13 protein-coding genes are annotated in these 16,035 nt (G+C 70.5%); 12 read left to right on the top strand and 1 reads right to left on the bottom strand.

Going from position 1 to position 16,035, the window contains the following annotated elements; translation table 11 throughout:
• Nucleotides 1–205 precede the first annotated feature (205 nt).
• Nucleotides 206–790, bottom strand: a complete 585-nt coding sequence (locus ABZ707_RS01275) for a carbonic anhydrase (RefSeq protein WP_360165767.1) — start codon at nt 788–790, stop codon at nt 206–208.
• Nucleotides 791–1,267: 477 nt separating this feature from the next.
• On the opposite strand from ABZ707_RS01275, the gene rsmH reads away from it, so the two are divergent.
• From rsmH to pgeF, 12 genes are all read left to right on the top strand, one after another.
• The gene (rsmH, locus tag ABZ707_RS01270) at nt 1,268–2,224 is read left to right on the top strand and encodes a 16S rRNA (cytosine(1402)-N(4))-methyltransferase RsmH (RefSeq protein ID WP_360165764.1); all 957 of its coding nucleotides are present in this window, start codon (nt 1,268–1,270) and stop codon (nt 2,222–2,224) included.
• Nucleotides 2,221–2,742, top strand: a complete 522-nt coding sequence (locus tag ABZ707_RS01265) for a cell division protein FtsL (protein WP_360165761.1) — start codon at nt 2,221–2,223, stop codon at nt 2,740–2,742. Before rsmH ends, ABZ707_RS01265 begins: the two co-directional genes overlap by 4 nt.
• Nucleotides 2,743–2,746: 4 nt before the next feature.
• The gene (locus ABZ707_RS01260; RefSeq protein ID WP_360165758.1) at nt 2,747–4,696 is read left to right on the top strand and encodes a penicillin-binding protein 2; all 1,950 of its coding nucleotides are present in this window, start codon (nt 2,747–2,749) and stop codon (nt 4,694–4,696) included.
• A gap of 17 nt (nt 4,697–4,713) precedes the next feature.
• A complete protein-coding gene (locus tag ABZ707_RS01255; protein ID WP_360165755.1) occupies nt 4,714–6,432 on the top strand; it encodes a UDP-N-acetylmuramoyl-L-alanyl-D-glutamate--2,6-diaminopimelate ligase in 1,719 nt (572 codons plus the stop codon).
• Nucleotides 6,433–6,436: 4 nt separating this feature from the next.
• Nucleotides 6,437–7,867: a UDP-N-acetylmuramoyl-tripeptide--D-alanyl-D-alanine ligase gene (gene murF, locus ABZ707_RS01250; RefSeq protein ID WP_360165752.1), complete on the top strand. Its 1,431-nt coding sequence runs from the start codon at nt 6,437–6,439 to the stop codon at nt 7,865–7,867.
• Nucleotides 7,864–8,934: a phospho-N-acetylmuramoyl-pentapeptide-transferase gene (gene mraY, locus ABZ707_RS01245; RefSeq protein ID WP_319681656.1), complete on the top strand. Its 1,071-nt coding sequence runs from the start codon at nt 7,864–7,866 to the stop codon at nt 8,932–8,934. The genes murF and mraY overlap by 4 nt, the downstream gene beginning before the upstream one ends.
• Entirely contained in the window at nt 8,931–10,358 is a 1,428-nt protein-coding gene (murD, locus tag ABZ707_RS01240) for a UDP-N-acetylmuramoyl-L-alanine--D-glutamate ligase (protein WP_360165747.1), read from the top strand. The genes mraY and murD overlap by 4 nt, the downstream gene beginning before the upstream one ends.
• Nucleotides 10,359–10,472: 114 nt before the next feature.
• On the top strand, nt 10,473–11,897 hold the full coding sequence (gene ftsW, locus ABZ707_RS01235; protein WP_360165744.1) for a putative lipid II flippase FtsW: 1,425 nt from the start codon (nt 10,473–10,475) through the stop codon (nt 11,895–11,897).
• A 6-nt stretch (nt 11,898–11,903) separates the two neighbouring features.
• Nucleotides 11,904–12,998 (top strand): undecaprenyldiphospho-muramoylpentapeptide beta-N-acetylglucosaminyltransferase, encoded by a 1,095-nt coding sequence (gene murG, locus ABZ707_RS01230; RefSeq protein ID WP_319681653.1) that lies wholly within the window; start codon nt 11,904–11,906, stop codon nt 12,996–12,998.
• A 14-nt stretch (nt 12,999–13,012) separates the two neighbouring features.
• Nucleotides 13,013–13,804, top strand: coding sequence for an FtsQ-type POTRA domain-containing protein (locus ABZ707_RS01225; RefSeq protein ID WP_360165741.1), 792 nt, complete (start codon nt 13,013–13,015; stop codon nt 13,802–13,804).
• 286 nt (nt 13,805–14,090) lie between these two features.
• A complete protein-coding gene (ftsZ, locus tag ABZ707_RS01220) occupies nt 14,091–15,305 on the top strand; it encodes a cell division protein FtsZ (RefSeq protein WP_360165738.1) in 1,215 nt (404 codons plus the stop codon).
• Nucleotides 15,302–16,030 (top strand): peptidoglycan editing factor PgeF, encoded by a 729-nt coding sequence (pgeF, locus tag ABZ707_RS01215; RefSeq protein ID WP_360165735.1) that lies wholly within the window; start codon nt 15,302–15,304, stop codon nt 16,028–16,030. The genes ftsZ and pgeF overlap by 4 nt, the downstream gene beginning before the upstream one ends.
• Nucleotides 16,031–16,035 lie beyond the last annotated feature (5 nt).

The following is a 16,035-nucleotide window of genomic DNA, read 5'->3' as shown; positions in this document are numbered from 1 at the left end:
TTTCCGGTGGCCGACGCTCAACAGACGGCCCGGCCCACCCCAACACGGACACCGCCTCCGGATGATTCCGGAACGTTGTCACAGACGCATTCTTGTTGCCGTTACCGCTTCGTGTCACTCGCCTGTGGATAAGTCGGTGTGATATGTCGGCTTTGCTGTTTATCTGGTCCAGTGATCTGGTCCGGTTATCTCGTCCAGCCGGAACTCAGCCGGCCGCCTCGATCTCGCGCAGCAGGCCCGTCTTGACGTCGAAGACAAACCCGCGGACATCGTCGGTGTGCAGCAGGAACGGTGAGGTCCGTACGCGCCGCATGGACTGCCGCACATCCTGATCGACGTCGCGGAACGCCTCCACGGCCCAGGCCGGCCGCTGTCCCACCTCCATCTCCAGCTCGTGCCGGAACTCCTCGGTGAGGCTCTCCAGGCCGCAGCCGGTGTGATGGATGAGGACGACGCTGCGGGTGCCGAGCGCCCGCTGGCTGATGGTCAGGGAGCGGATGACGTCGTCGGTGACGACGCCGCCCGCGTTGCGGATGGTGTGGCAGTCGCCCAGGGAGAGGCCCAGCGCGTCGTGCAGGTCGAGCCGGGCGTCCATGCAGGCGACCACGGCGACCTGGAGGACGGGACGGGCGTCCATCCCCGGGTCGCCGAATCCGGCGGCGTAGTGGTGGTTCGCCTCGATGAGCCGGTCGGTGACCGTTCCGCCGGTACGGGCCGCGCCGGCGGGGGCCTCGGCGGGGTCTGCGGGGAGGTGTGCGGAAGTCGACATGCCTATGACGGTAATGGGCATGAGGCGGTGAAGCCCGCTGTGGGACAGGACAAAGAACGTCAACGTGGCTTGTTGTGAGCTAACCCACATGGGCGGATGGCGCGGATCCGAACGGGTGAACTACGCCGATTGTTGCCCCCTCGCGCGTGACCCGTGCGCCCCGCTGACCGGTTGATTGACCGGAAGGACGAGTGGACTAAAGTGACGCGAAGTTCACGGACACATCGCGAACACATCCCGATTTCCCCGCGTGTGCGGCGTACGTGCGGCTCGGCCTCCTCCCGCTCGGCGGTCGGCCGACGCCTTTCCGGCGCCGGCGGACCACTTCCCCTTCTGAGCGGGCGGGGACCCGGCGGTACGTACGGCCGCGTCGGACCTGAGAGGGCGCATGAGCGAGCGCAGCGACCGAGTCTTGGAGAGCCGTGCGTCCTCCCGGGTCCGGCTCGACCCAGGAGCCGGGCGGACACAGGGCTGCGCCGGTCCTCGCGAGGGGCGGGCATGAACGACGTCCGGCATGTCCCGGTGATGCTCCAGCGGTGTCTGGACCTGCTGGCGCCCGCGCTCTCCCGGCCCGGCGCGGTGGTCGTCGACTGCACGCTCGGCCTCGGCGGACACAGCGAGGCGCTGCTCACCGCCTTCCCCTCCGCCCGGCTGGTCGCGCTCGACCGCGACAAGGAGGCGCTGCGGCTCTCCGGTGAGCGGCTCGCCCCGTTCGGCGACCGGGCCACGCTCGTACACGCCGTGTACGACGAGCTGCCCGAGGTCCTCGCCCGGCTGGGGATCCCCCGGGTGCAGGGTGTGCTCTTCGATCTCGGTGTCTCCTCGATGCAGCTCGACGAGGCGGACCGAGGCTTCGCCTATGCCCAGGACTCCCCGCTCGACATGCGGATGGACCAGACGGCCGGGGTCAGCGCCGCCGAGGTCCTCAACACCTATCCGCCCGGCGAGCTGGTCCGGATCCTGCGCGCGTACGGCGAGGAGAAGCAGGCCAAGCGGATCGTCTCCGCGGTCGTCAGGGAACGCGAGAAGGAACCGTTCACCCGCAGCGCCCGGCTCGTCGAGCTGATCCGCGACGCGCTCCCGCAGGCCGCCAAGCGCACCGGCGGCAATCCGGCCAAGCGCACCTTCCAGGCCCTGCGCATCGAGGTCAACGGCGAACTGTCCGTCCTGGAGACCTCGATCCCGGCCGCCGTGAAGACCCTCGCCGTCGGCGGCCGGATCGCCGTCCTCTCGTACCACTCGCTGGAGGACCGGCTGGTCAAGCAGGTCTTCGCGGCCGGCGCCGCCAACACCGCGCCGCCCGGCCTGCCCGTTGTCCCCGAGCGCTACCAGCCCCGTCTCAAACTGCTCACCCGCGGCGCCGAACTGCCCACCGAGGAAGAGGTCGCGGAGAACCGCAGGGCGGCCCCTGCCCGGCTGCGGGGGGCGCAGCGGATCCGGGAGGACGTTCAGTGAGCGGACCGGCCAAGCAGTTGAAGGGGCGCGCCGCGCGGCTCGCCCGGCTGATGCCCTCCGGGACCAGCTCGGCGGCCCGCACCCCCTTCGTCCTGCTGGTCGTGCTGCTCCTCGGCGGCGGACTGATCACCCTGCTGCTGCTGAACTCCGCCCTCAACGAGGGATCGTTCCGGCTGAGCGAACTCAAGAAGCGGACCACCGACCTCACCGACCAGCAGCAGGAGCTGCAACGGGACGTCGACTCGTACTCCGCGCCCCACGCGCTCGAACGGCGGGCCCGCGAGCTGGGCATGGTGCCCGGCGGCAGTCCCGCCTTCCTCAACCCGGACGGTACGGTCCGGGGCGTCCCCGGCAAGGCGGAGACGCCGCCCTCCGCGCGGCCGTCCCTCATGGGGCAGGTCCCGCTGACGGCCCCCTCGGCCCCGCTGCCCGCCCCGCCCGGCGCCGCGGTGCCCGTCTCCCCGTCCGCCTCCGCACAGACATCCGGCAAGCCGGCCCCCACGATCTCCGGCAGGTGACGCAGTGCCCCCCAAGGAACCGCAGCGCCGCCGGGTGCCGCACCCCGGGCGCCCGGGAACCGGCGGACGTCCCCGGCCCGCCGCCCGCCGCCCGCGCACCCGGTCCGCCCCCGTGAACCGGATCCAGCTCGGCAGCCCCCGCCCCCGGCTGCGGCTGGTCAGTCTGGGTCTGACCCTGGTGATGCTCGCGTTTGTCGTCCGGCTGCTCCAGGTGCAGGCCGTGGACGCCAGCGCGTTCGCCGCCAAGGCCGAGAAGAGCCGCTATCTCAGCCACCGGATCGCGGCGGAGCGCGGAGAGATCACCGACCGCTCCGGCATCGCCCTCGCCGACAGCGTCGACGCGTACGACATCACCGCCGACCCGCTGATGTTCACGCCCGGCACCAGCAAGGCCCCGGACGCGCCGGAACAGGCCGCCGCGCTGCTCGCCCCGATCCTCGGCGCGGACGCGGGCCAGCTCGTGATCAAGCTCAAGACCCCCAAATCCCGTTACACAGTGCTGGCCCGCCGTCAGAGCCCCCAGGTCTGGAACCAGATCAAGGACCTCAGGGGGGTCCTCGCCCGGAAGGCGAGCAAGGACAAGGCAGCCGGCGGCCCCGGTGTCAATGTGCTGGCCGGAGTCTTCCAGGAGCCCAGCAGCCGACGGGTCTACCCGAACGGCGACCTCGCCGCCGGGATACTGGGTTACGTCAACGCCGCGGGACACGGCGCCGGCGGCGTGGAGTCCATGCTGGACAAGGAGCTGGCCGGCGAGGACGGCGAGGTCACGTACGCGCAGTCCGGCGGCCGCCGGGTCCCCACCGCCAGTTCCCACGAGACACCGGCGGTGCCCGGCTCGGACATCGAGCTGACCATCGACCGGGACATCCAGTGGGCCGCCCAGCAGGCCATCGCGGACCAGGTGAAGGAGTCCAGGGCGGACCGCGGCTATGTGGTGGTCCAGAACACCAGGACCGGCGAGGTCCTCGCCATGGCCAACGCCCCCGGCTTCGACCCCAACGATCTTTCCCAGGCCGACGCGGCCGCCATGGGCAACGCGGCGCTCCAGGACGTGTACGAACCGGGCTCCACAGCCAAGGTGATGTCCATGGCGGCGGTGCTGGAGGAGAAGGTCGCCACCCCGGGCACCCATGTCGTCGTCCCGAACCGGCTGCACCGGGGCGACCGGCTCTTCAAGGACGACATCGACCACCCCACCTGGTATCTGACGCTCAACGGCGTCCTCGCCAAGTCCAGCAACATCGGCACCATCCTGGCGACCGGCCAGCTCGGCAGGACCCAGCGCGAGGCCAACAAGGTCCTTTACTCGTACCTGACCCGATTCGGCATCGGCCGCCCGACCGGTCTCGGCTATCCGGGCGAGACCCGGGGCATCCTCGCCGCGCCGGAGGACTGGTCCACCTCGCAGCAGTACACGATCCCCTTCGGCCAGGGACTCTCCCTCAACGCCATGCAGGCCGCCTCGGTCTACTCGACCATCGCCAACGGCGGCGTACGGATCGAACCCAGCCTGATCCGTGGCATCAAGGGCCCCGACGGCCGCTTCAGCCCGGCGCCCGTCCCGAAGAAGAGCCGCGTGGTCAGCGAGCGGACCGCGAAGACGGTCGCCACCATGCTGGAATCGGTCGTGGGCGACGAGGAGGGTACGGGCACCAAGGCCCGTATCCCCGGCTACCGCGTCGCGGGCAAGACCGGTACGGCCAACCGGGTCGATCCGGACCTGGGCCGCTACAAGGGCTACACCGCCTCCTTCGCGGGCTTCGCGCCCGCAGACGACCCGCAGATCACCGTCTACTGCGCCATCCAGAACCCCACCAGGGGCAGCTACTTCGGCGGACAGATCTGCGGCCCCATCTACAAGAAGGTCATGGAGTTCGCTCTCAAGACCCTGCAGGTCGCACCGACCGGCAGTACATCCGCCCCGCTGCCGGTCACCTTCAAGCCCGGCGAGTGACCCCAGGGAAAGCCCCAGTGACAACCATCACGCCCGATTCCGGGAACCGCCCAGAGCCCGCCGCGCACGGGTCCGTCTCACGTGGCCCGGGGCCCGCCGGTCCCGGTACGCTCACCGCCGTGCCACACGCTGACCAGTACAGAACCACCCCTGAGGACGCCCCGGTGAACCAGCCGGGGACGCCCCGCCCGGACCGGGTCCGACCGACCTCCCTCGCGGAGCTGGCCGCCCGGCTGGGCGCCGAGGCACCGGGACACGGGGAGGCGAAGGCCCCCGGTGAAGTGACGGGCATCACCCATGACTCGCGGGCGGTACGCCCCGGGGACGTGTACGCCGCGCTGCCCGGTGCCCGCTTCCACGGCGCCGACTTCGCCGCGCAGGCGGCCGGCCTCGGCGCTGCCGCGATCCTCACGGACCCGGCGGGCGCAGGACGGGCCTCGGCCACCGGACTGCCGGTCCTGGTCGTCCGCGACCCGCGAGGCGCCATGGGCGACCTCGCGGCCGAGATCTACGGCCGCCCCGGCGCCGACCTGCTCCAGATCGGCATCACCGGCACCTCGGGCAAGACCACCACCGCCTATCTCGTGGAGGGCGGACTGCGCGGCGCGGGCCACCGCACCGGCCTGATCGGCACCGTGGAGATGCGGATCGGGGACGAGCGCATCAAATCGGAGCGCACCACCCCGGAGGCCACCGATCTCCAGGCACTCTTCGCGGTCATGCGGGAACGCGGCGTCGAGTCGGTGGCGATGGAGGTCTCCAGCCACGCCCTGGTGCTCGGCCGGGTCGACGGATGTGTGTTCGACGTCGCCGTCTTCAACAACCTCAGCCCGGAGCACATGGAATTCCACTCCGGGATGGAGGACTACTTCCAGGCGAAGGCCCAGCTCTTCACCCCGAGGCGCAGCAGGTCCGGCGTGGTGAACTTCGACGACGAGTACGGCCGCCGGCTCGTCGCCGAGGCGTCCGTCCCGGTCACGACCTTCTCCGCGGAGGGCCACCCGGACGCCGACTGGCGGGCCGAGCACGTCGAGATCGGCACGCACGGCTCCACCTTCGTCGTGGTCGGCCCCAAGGGCGAGCGGATCAGCGCCGAGGCGCCCCTGCCCGGCGCGTTCAATGTCGCCAACACCCTGGCCGCGGTCGTCACCCTGGCCGTCGCCGGGATCGACCCGCAGACCGCCGCCGACGGCATCGCCGCCGTGCCCGGAGTGCCGGGCAGGCTGGAGCGCGTCGAGGCGGGCCAGCCGTATCTCGCCGTCGTCGACTACGCGCACAAGACCGACGCCGTCGAATCGGTTCTGCGCTCCCTGCGCAAGGTCACCGAGGGCAAGCTGCACCTGGTGCTCGGCTGTGGCGGCGACCGCGACGAGACCAAGCGCGGACCCATGGGCGCCGCCGCCGCCCGGCTCGCCGACACCGCCGTACTGACCTCCGACAACCCCCGCTCCGAGGACCCGCTCGCGATCCTCGCCGCCATGCTCGCCGGCGCCGCCGAGGTGCCGATCCACGAGCGCGGCAATGTCCTGGTCGACGCCGACCGGGCCTCCGCCATCGCCGAGGTGGTCTCCCGGGCCCGGCCCGCCGACACCGTGCTGATCGCGGGCAAGGGCCATGAGCAGGGCCAGGACATCGCCGGGGTGGTGCGTCCCTTCGACGACCGCCAGGTCCTGCGCGAAGCCATCGAGCGCTCGCTACGCCACGAGCCCCGTCACGAGAACAACAGTCAGGGATGACCCAGTGATCGCCCTCTCCCTCGCCGAGATCGCCGCCATCGTCGGCGGGCAGCCGCACGACATACCGGATCCGGCCGTCCGGGTCACCGGACCCGTCGTCATCGACTCCCGCAAGGTGGAGACCGGCAGCCTCTTCGCCGCCTTCGCGGGCGAGCACGTCGACGGCCACGACTACGCGCCACGTGCCGTCGAGGCGGGCGCGGTCGCCGTGCTGGCCGCCCGGCCCCTCGGAGTCCCGGCCATCGTCGTCGAGGACGTCGTAGGGGCCCTCGGCGCCCTCGCGCGTGCCGTCGTGGAGCGCCTCGGCGCCACCGCCGTGGCGCTCACCGGCTCGGCAGGCAAGACCAGCACCAAGGATCTGATCGCCCAGCTCCTCCAGCGCAGGGGTCCCACCGTCTGGCCGGCCGGGAATCTCAACAACGAGATCGGTCTGCCGCTGACCGCGCTGCGGGCCGTCGAGGACACCCGCTATCTCGTCCTCGAAATGGGCGCCCGCTACATCGGAGACATCCGGTACCTCACCGGGCTGGTGCCGCCCAGGATCGGCCTCGTGCTGAATGTGGGCACGGCCCATATCGGCGAGTTCGGCGGCCGTGAGCAGATCGCCCTGGCCAAGGGCGAAATGGTGGAGTCCCTGCCGTCGGCGGCCGAGGGCGGCGTCGCCGTGCTCAACGCCGACGATCCCCTTGTCCGCGCCATGACGTCCCGCACCAAGGCCCGTGTCGTCCTCTTCGGAGAGTCAGACGAAGCAGACGTACGGGCAGAGAACGTCCGCCTCACGGAGACCGGACAGCCCGCTTTCCGGCTTCGAACACCCTCCGGGTGCAGCGACGTGACGCTGCGGCTGTACGGTGAGCACCACGTGTCGAACGCGCTCGCCGCGGCCGCCGTCGCCCATGAGTTGGGCATGTCCGTCGACGAGATCGCCGTGGCGCTCTCCGAGGCGGGAACCCTCTCCCGCTGGCGTATGGAGGTCACCGAGCGCTCGGACGGCGTGACGATCGTCAACGACGCCTACAACGCGAACCCCGAATCCATGAGAGCGGCGCTCCGCGCGCTGGTCGCCATGGGCGGTGCCACACGGGCCACGGGGGGACGTACGTGGGCGGTGCTCGGCCCGATGGCCGAGCTGGGTGACGACTCGCTCGCCGAGCACGACGCGGTCGGACGGCTCGCCGTCCGGCTCAACGTCAGCAAGCTCGTGGCAGTCGGGGGCAGGGAAGCGTCCTGGCTGCAATTGGGCGCTTACAACGAGGGTTCGTGGGGTGAGGAGTCGGTGCACGTGTCCGACACGCAGGCGGCGATCGACCTGTTGCGCAGTGAACTGCGTCCGGGAGACGTCGTGCTGGTGAAGGCTTCGAGGTCGGTCGGTCTTGAGCAGGTCGCCCAGGCACTGCTGGAGAGCTCCACCGAGGGCGAGGTCGCCGGCCGATGAGGCAGATCCTCTTCGCGGGAGCCATCGGGCTCTTCCTGACCCTGATCGGCACTCCGCTGCTGATCAAGCTCCTGGCCCGCAAGGGATACGGGCAGTTCATCCGGGACGACGGCCCGCGCACCCATGGCAGCAAGAAGGGCACGCCCACCATGGGCGGCATCGCCTTCATCCTGGCCACCCTGATCGCCTACGCCCTGGCGAAGGTGATCACCGGCGAGGACCCGACGTTCTCGGGTGTGCTGGTCCTGTTCCTGATGGCGGGCATGGGTCTCGTCGGGTTCCTGGACGACTACATCAAGATCGTGAAGCAGCGGTCGCTCGGCCTGCGGGCCAAGGCCAAGATGGCGGGCCAGTTGATCGTCGGTATCGCCTTCGCGGTGCTCTCGCTCCAGTTCGCCGACAGCCGAGGCAACACTCCGGCGTCCACCAAGCTGTCGTTCGTCACGGACTTCGGCTGGTCCATCGGCCCGGTGCTGTTCGTGGTCTGGGCGCTCTTCATGATCCTCGCGATGTCCAACGGCGTGAACCTCACGGACGGGCTGGACGGCCTCGCCACCGGCGCCTCGGTGATGGTCTTCGGCGCCTACACCTTCATCGGGCTGTGGCAGTTCCAGGAGTCCTGCGCCAACGCGGTCACCCTGACCAACCCCAACGCCTGTTTCGAGGTACGAGATCCACTCGACCTCGCGGTCGTCGCCTCCGCGCTGATGGGCTCCTGCTTCGGCTTCCTGTGGTGGAACACCTCACCCGCGAAGATCTTCATGGGTGACACGGGCTCGCTCGCGCTGGGCGGCGCCCTCGCCGGTCTCGCGATCTGCTCCCGCACGGAGTTCCTGATCGCGCTCCTCGGCGGCCTCTTCGTGATGATCACCATGTCCGTGGTCATCCAGGTCGGTTCCTTCAAGATGACCGGGAAGCGCGTCTTCCGGATGGCTCCGCTCCAGCACCACTTCGAGCTCAAGGGGTGGTCAGAAGTCCTTGTCGTGGTGCGGTTCTGGATCATCCAGGGCATGTGTGTGATCGTGGGCCTCGGACTCTTCTACGCGGGCTGGGCGGCCGATAAGTGAACTGGCAGGGAAAGCGGGTCACCGTCGCGGGTCTCGGGATCTCCGGGATCCCGGCGGCCCGGGTACTGCGCGAACTCGGCGCCGAGGTCACCGTCGTGAACGACGGCGACGACGAGCGGACCCGCGCCCAGGCCGCCGGGCTGGAGAAGCTGGGCGTCACCGTCCGGCTCGGCGACGGGGCGACCCTGCCCGAATCCACCGAGCTGATCGTCACCGCGCCGGGATGGCGGCCGGACAAGCCGCTCTTCGCCGCGGCCGCGGCGGCCGGGGTGGAGATCTGGGGCGATGTGGAGCTGGCCTGGCGGCTGCGCGGGACCGGCGCGGCTCCCTGGCTCGCGGTCACCGGCACCAACGGCAAGACCACGACCGTGCGGATGCTCGCCGCCATCCTGGAGGCGGCCGGGCTCCGCACGGCCGCCGTCGGCAACATCGGTGTCTCGCTGCTGGACGCCGTCACCGGCGACGAGACGTACGACGTGCTCGCCGTCGAACTGTCCAGTTACCAACTGCACTGGGCACCGAGCCCGCGCGCCCACTCCGCGGCGGTCCTCAACCTCGCCCCCGACCATCTCGACTGGCACGGTTCCATGGCGGCGTACGCCGCCGACAAGGGCCGTATCTACGAGGGCAACACCGTCGCCTGCGTCTACAACGCGGCCGACCCGGCGACCGAGGACCTGGTGCGCGCGGCCGATGTCGAGGAGGGCTGCCGGGCGATCGGCTTCACCCTCGGCACCCCCGGGCCGTCCCAACTGGGTGTGGTGGACGGCATCCTGGTCGACCGCGCCTTCGTCGACAACCGCCGCGAGCAGGCCCAGGAGCTCGCCCTGGTCAGCGACATCGCAGCGGACTCCGGAGCATCCGGGGCCGCCCCGCACAACATCGCCAACGCCCTCGCGGCGGCGGCCCTGGCCCGCGCCTTCGGTGTCGAACCCGTCGCCGTACGTGATGGACTGCGCGCCTTCCGTCCCGACCCGCACCGCATCGAACACGTCGCGGACATCGGCGGGGTCGGCTACGTCGACGACTCCAAGGCCACCAACACCCATGCCGCGGAGGCGTCCCTGGCCGCCTACGAACCGATCGTCTGGATCGCCGGCGGCCTCGCCAAGGGCGCGGCCTTCGACGAACTCGTCGAGTCGTCGGCGAAGCGGCTGCGCGGTGTGGTCCTGATCGGGGCCGACCGGGCCCTGATCCGGGAAGCCCTGGCGCGACACGCGCCCGAAGTCCCGGTCGTGGACCTCGACCGGACCGATAGTGGGGCGATGTCGGCGGCGGTCCGCGAAGCGGCACGGCTCGCACAGCCGGGGGACACGGTCCTGATGGCCCCGGCCTGCGCCTCGATGGACATGTTCGCCAACTACAACAAGCGAGGCGAGGCGTTCGCGGACGCGGTACACGCACTCGCCGCCGAGCACGCCTGACCGGTCCGGCCCCGTGCCGTGCCGCGCTGTCCCGGGGCCGCGACACCGGCGGTTTCGCCGCGGGCCCCGGAGCGCCGGCAGCCGCGCCAGGCACGACTGGAGGGGGCAGCGACGATGCCGGCCGACGACATCGCGGGCCGAGATCCGCATCCCGCCGTACGCCGCTGGGAATTCGCCGGGGCGGCCCCGGCCGGCGGGCGCGGGACCCGGCGCGGGCTCGCGCTGCGCGGCCGGGCCGCCGTACGCCGCCCCACGAGCGCTCGCGGCGCGGGGCGCGGTAACGGCCGGCCCCGGCTGCCCCGCGGTGCCGGGCCGCGGGGGATCTACGAACGGGCACGGCGGGCCTGGGACCGCCCGCTCACCGCGTACTACGTGATCCTCGGCAGCGGTCTGCTGATCACCGTGCTCGGGCTCGTGATGGTGTACTCCGCGTCGATGATCTACGCGCTCCAGCTCTCGCTGCCCGGCACGTACTTCTTCCGCAAGCAGTTCGTCGCGGTGGTCCTGGGCACCGGTCTGCTGCTGCTCGCCTCCAAGATGCCGGCCAAGCTCCACCGCGCCTTCTCCTATCCGCTGCTGGTCGGCACGGTCTTCCTGATGGTGCTCGTCCAGATCCCGGGGATAGGGCGGTCCGTCAACGGCAACCAGAACTGGATCTATCTGGGCGGCCCGTTCCAGCTCCAGCCCAGTGAGTTCGGCAAGCTGGCGCTGATCCTCTGGGGCGCCGATCTGCTCGCCCGCAAGCAGGACAGACGGCTGCTCACCCAGTGGAAACACCTGCTTGTGCCGCTTGTCCCGGTCGCCTTCATGCTGCTCGGGCTGATCATGCTCGGCGGCGACATGGGCACCGCGATCATTCTCACCTCCATCCTCTTCGGCCTGCTCTGGCTGGCCGGCGCACCCACCCGCCTCTTCGGCGGGGTGCTCCTGCTGGCCGGCCTGGTCGGCTTCACGCTCATCAAGACCAACGAGAACCGGCTGTCCCGCTTCTCGTGCGTCGGCGCGATCGACCTGGGCCCGCAGGGACAGTGCTGGCAGGCGGTGCACGGAATCTACGCTCTCGCCTCCGGCGGATGGTTCGGATCCGGACTGGGCGCCAGTGTCGAAAAGTGGGGCCAACTGCCCGAACCGCACACCGACTTCATTTTCGCCATCACCGGGGAGGAACTGGGTCTGGCGGGGACGCTGTCGGTGCTCGCTCTCTTCGCGGCTCTAGGCTATGCGGGTATCCGCGTGGCCGGACGCACGGAGGACCCCTTCGTGAGGTACGCAGCGGGAGGTGTGACCACCTGGATCACGGTGCAGGCCGTGGTCAATATCGGTGCGGTGCTCGGTCTGCTGCCGATCGCCGGAGTCCCGCTCCCGCTGTTCTCCTACGGAGGCTCAGCCCTGCTGCCGACCATGTTCGCTATCGGGCTGCTGATCGCGTTCGCGCGAGAGGATCCCGCCGCGAAGGCGGCCCTGGCCATGCGACGGCCCGGGGTGAGATGGAAGACGATGAGACGGCGCGTCAAGAAGCGTCCGTCCGGAGAGCGGTGAATTTCGGTGCATGTCGTACTCGCCGGCGGGGGGACCGCCGGCCACATCGAGCCCGCGCTCGCCCTCGCGGACGCCCTGCGCAGGCAGGACCCCACCGTGGGAATCACGGCCCTCGGTACCGAGCGCGGCCTGGAGACCAGGCTCGTCCCGGAGCGGGGGTACGAGCTGGGACTGATCCCCGCCGTACCGCTGCCGCGCAAACCCACCCCGGAGCTGATCACCGTCCCCGGGCGGCTGCGCGGCACGATCAAGGCCGCCGAGCAGATCCTGGAACGCACCAAGGCGGACTGTGTCGTCGGCTTCGGCGGCTATGTCGCGCTCCCCGGCTACCTCGCGGCCAAGCGGCTCGGGGTGCCCATCGTCGTCCATGAGGCCAACGCGAGGCCCGGTCTGGCCAACAAGATCGGCTCGCGGTACGCGGCCGGCGTCGCCGTCTCCACCCCGGACAGCAAGCTCAGGGGCGCCCGCTACATCGGTATCCCGCTGCGCCGTACCATCGCCACCCTGGACCGGGCCCGGGTCCGCCCCGAGGCACGCGCCGCCTTCGGGCTCGACCCCAACCTTCCGACGCTGCTCGTCTCCGGAGGGTCACAGGGCGCGCGCCGGCTCAACGAGGTGATCCAGCAGATCGCTCCGGTGCTCCAGCGCTCCGGAATCCAGATCCTGCACGCCGTCGGTCCGAAGAACGAAATGCCGCGCGTCGACAACATGCCGGGGATGCCGCCCTATATCCCGGTACCGTACGTGGACCGTATGGACCTCGCGTACGCCGCGGCCGACATGATGCTCTGCCGCGCCGGCGCGATGACCGTCGCCGAACTCTCCGCCGTCGGGCTTCCCGCCGCCTATGTCCCGTTGCCGATCGGCAACGGCGAACAGCGGCTCAACGCCCAGCCGGTGGTGAAGGCCGGTGGCGGACTGCTGGTCGACGACGCCGAACTGACCCCCCAGTGGGTGCAGAGCCAAGTGCTTCCGGTGCTCGCCGACCCGCACCGGCTGTACGAGATGTCCCGCGCGGCCTCCGAGTTCGGCCGCAGGGACGCCGATGAGCTGCTGGTCGCCATGGTGTACGAGGCGATCGCCGGGCGCCGTAAGGCATAGGGAGGCAGGGGAGCGTGGCCGGACCGACGACCGCCGAGCGCGGCGCACGACCGCGGTTGAAGTCCGGCCGCCCTTCTCAGGAGCCGCCGTCCCGCCGGCTCCGGCTCCCGGGCCGGCGGCAGATGATCGTACTGGTGGGCGCGGTGGTGGTTCTCGCCGGCGGACTCTGGGTGCTGTACGGCTCGAACTGGCTGCGGGCCGAGCGGGTGAGCACCTCGGGCACCGCCGTGCTCACCCGTGGCGAGGTGGAGGCGGCCGCCGCCGTACCGGTCGGGGCGCCGCTGATTTCCGTCGACACGGACGCGATTGAGCGCCGCCTCCTGCGGAGACTGCCGCGCATCGACTCGGTCGACGTCGTTCGTTCATGGCCGCACGGGATCGACCTGAAAGTGGTCGAGCGAATCCCCGTCCTGCTGATCGAAAAAGACGCGAAGTTTATCGAAATGGACGGAGCCGGCCAGCGGTTTGCCACGGTGGACACCGCGCCCAGGGGGGTTCCGCTGCTGCGGCTGTCGGCGGACCGGTCGGCCAGTCTGCGGCGCTTCGGAACGGACCGTCTGGCGCGCGAAGCGGTGCGGGTGCGGAGCGGGCTGCCCGGGAAAGTCGCCCAGGACACCAGGGTGATCGAGGTCCGTTCGTACGACTCGATCTCACTGGAGTTGAGCGGCGGCCGTACGGTGATGTGGGGCAGTGCCGAGGGTGGCGCCGCCAAGGCGCGAGCGCTCACCGCTCTCATGAAAGCGGCTCCGGGGGCGGCGCACTTCGACGTCAGCGCGCCCACCGCGCCTGCGGTATCGGGGAGTTGACGGACATATGTGCTGGCCAGCACCCTGGTTGGTCAGCGCTATGGGTGATCACATAGGGTGAAAAGAAAAACGGGAGGTTCGGCGTGTTCGTTGAACGCGCGCCACTTGTCGACTTAGTGTCCTGTTCGGAAGAGTCCAAGAAAGTCCACGAAGCGGACACATTGGTAACCCTAAAGTTCAACGTTAGGGTTTGGGTCGGCGTTTCGAACCGTCCCATCGGCATCAGTCGTCGCGGCGCCACAACCGCGAAGCGACGACACGTAACTCGAGGCGAGAGGCCTTCGACGTGGCAGCACCGCAGAACTACCTCGCAGTCATCAAGGTCATCGGTGTCGGCGGCGGTGGTGTCAATGCCATCAACCGGATGATCGAGGTCGGCCTCAAGGGCGTCGAGTTCATCGCGATCAACACGGACGCGCAAGCACTGTTGATGAGCGACGCCGACGTCAAGCTCGACGTCGGCCGGGAACTCACCCGTGGCCTCGGGGCCGGAGCCAACCCGGCAGTCGGCCGCAAGGCGGCAGAGGACCACCGCGAGGAGATCGAGGAGGTCCTCAAGGGGGCCGACATGGTCTTCGTCACCGCGGGTGAAGGCGGCGGCACCGGCACCGGCGGCGCGCCCGTCGTCGCCAATATCGCGCGCTCGCTGGGCGCCCTGACGATCGGCGTGGTCACCCGCCCGTTCACCTTCGAGGGCCGCCGCCGCGCGAATCAGGCGGAGGACGGCATCGCCGAGCTCCGCGAAGAGGTCGACACCCTCATCGTCATCCCCAACGACCGGCTGCTGTCCATCTCGGACCGCCAGGTCAGCGTGCTCGACGCGTTCAAGTCCGCGGACCAGGTGCTGCTGTCGGGTGTCCAGGGCATCACCGACCTGATCACCACCCCCGGGCTGATCAACCTCGACTTCGCGGACGTCAAGTCCGTGATGTCGGAGGCGGGCTCGGCGCTCATGGGCATCGGCTCCGCCCGCGGCGACGACCGCGCGGTGGCCGCCGCCGAGATGGCGATCTCCTCGCCGCTGCTCGAAGCCTCCATCGACGGCGCTCGCGGTGTCCTGCTCTCCATCTCCGGCGGTTCCGACCTCGGTCTCTTCGAGATCAACGAGGCCGCGCAGCTCGTGAGCGAGGCGGCCCACCCGGAAGCCAACATCATCTTCGGCGCCGTCATCGACGACGCCCTGGGCGACGAGGTACGGGTCACCGTGATCGCGGCCGGGTTCGACGGCGGACAGCCGCCCACCCGCCGTGAGACGGTCCTGGGCTCCGGTTCCTCCAAGCGCGACGAGCAGCCCTCCTCGGCCCGTTCCACGGACAGCGGCCGGCCCACGGGCGGACTCGGCACCGTACCGCCGCGTGACGACAGCCCGGTGCGGGCGGAATCCGCCCCGACGATCAGCGAGAAGTCGTACTCCCAGGTGAGCCCGCCGCAGGTCCCCCCGGCCCGTCCCTACCAGGACGCCCAGGCGGAGGAGCTGGACGTCCCGGACTTCTTGAAGTGATACGGCAGCACGAGACACTGAGCGGCGCGCACTTCGCCTTCACCGACCGGTGGGGCGGGGTGAGCGCCGTTCCGTACGAGCAGCTCAATCTCGGCGGCGCGGTCGGCGACGACCCCGCCGCCGTGCGCGCGAACCGCGAACTCGCGGCGAAGTCCCTGGCCCTCGATCCGGCCCGGGTGGTCTGGATGAACCAGGTGCACGGCCGCGACGTGGCCGTTGTCGAAGGTCCCTGGGCGGACGCGGAGATCCCGGCCGTCGACGGGATCGTCACCCGGCGCCGCGGACTCGCCCTCGCCGTACTCACCGCGGACTGCGTTCCGGTGCTGCTGGCCGACCCGGTCGCGGGGGTCGCGGCCGCCGCCCACGCCGGCCGGCCCGGAATGGTCGCGGGGATCGTCCCGGCCACGGTCGAGGCCATGGTCTCGCTCGGCGCGGAACCGTCCCGGATCACCGCCCGTACCGGACCCGCCGTCTGCGGCCGCTGCTACGAAGTGCCCGCGCCGATGCGCGACGAGGTCGCCGCGGTCGTACCGGAGGCCCGGTCCGAGACGAGCTGGTCCACTCCGGCCGTCGATGTCACGGCCGGAGTGCACGCGCAGCTCGATGCCCTCGGGGTCCGCGACCGGCAGCGGTCGGTGGTCTGCACAATGGAGTCGGACGATCATTTCTCGTATCGCCGCGACCGCACGACCGGCAGGCTCGCCGGCTATGTCTGGCTGGACTGATAAGG

Origin of the sequence: Streptomyces sp. NPDC006923 (genome assembly GCF_040635655.1) — a bacterium.
GTDB lineage: Bacteria > Actinomycetota > Actinomycetes > Streptomycetales > Streptomycetaceae > Streptomyces.
Note: the sequence above shows the minus strand (reverse complement) of the source record. Positions and strands in the feature narration are given on the sequence as shown.

Coding starts and splice junctions, on each gene's coding strand:
- mraY (WP_319681656.1), top strand. CDS start 7,864: ATGAGGCAGATCCTCTTCGCGGGAGCCATCGGGCTCTTCCTGACCCTG.
- ABZ707_RS01275 (WP_360165767.1), bottom strand. CDS start 790: ATGCCCATTACCGTCATAGGCATGTCGACTTCCGCACACCTCCCCGCA.
- ftsW (WP_360165744.1), top strand. CDS start 10,473: ATGCCGGCCGACGACATCGCGGGCCGAGATCCGCATCCCGCCGTACGC.
- rsmH (WP_360165764.1), top strand. CDS start 1,268: ATGAACGACGTCCGGCATGTCCCGGTGATGCTCCAGCGGTGTCTGGAC.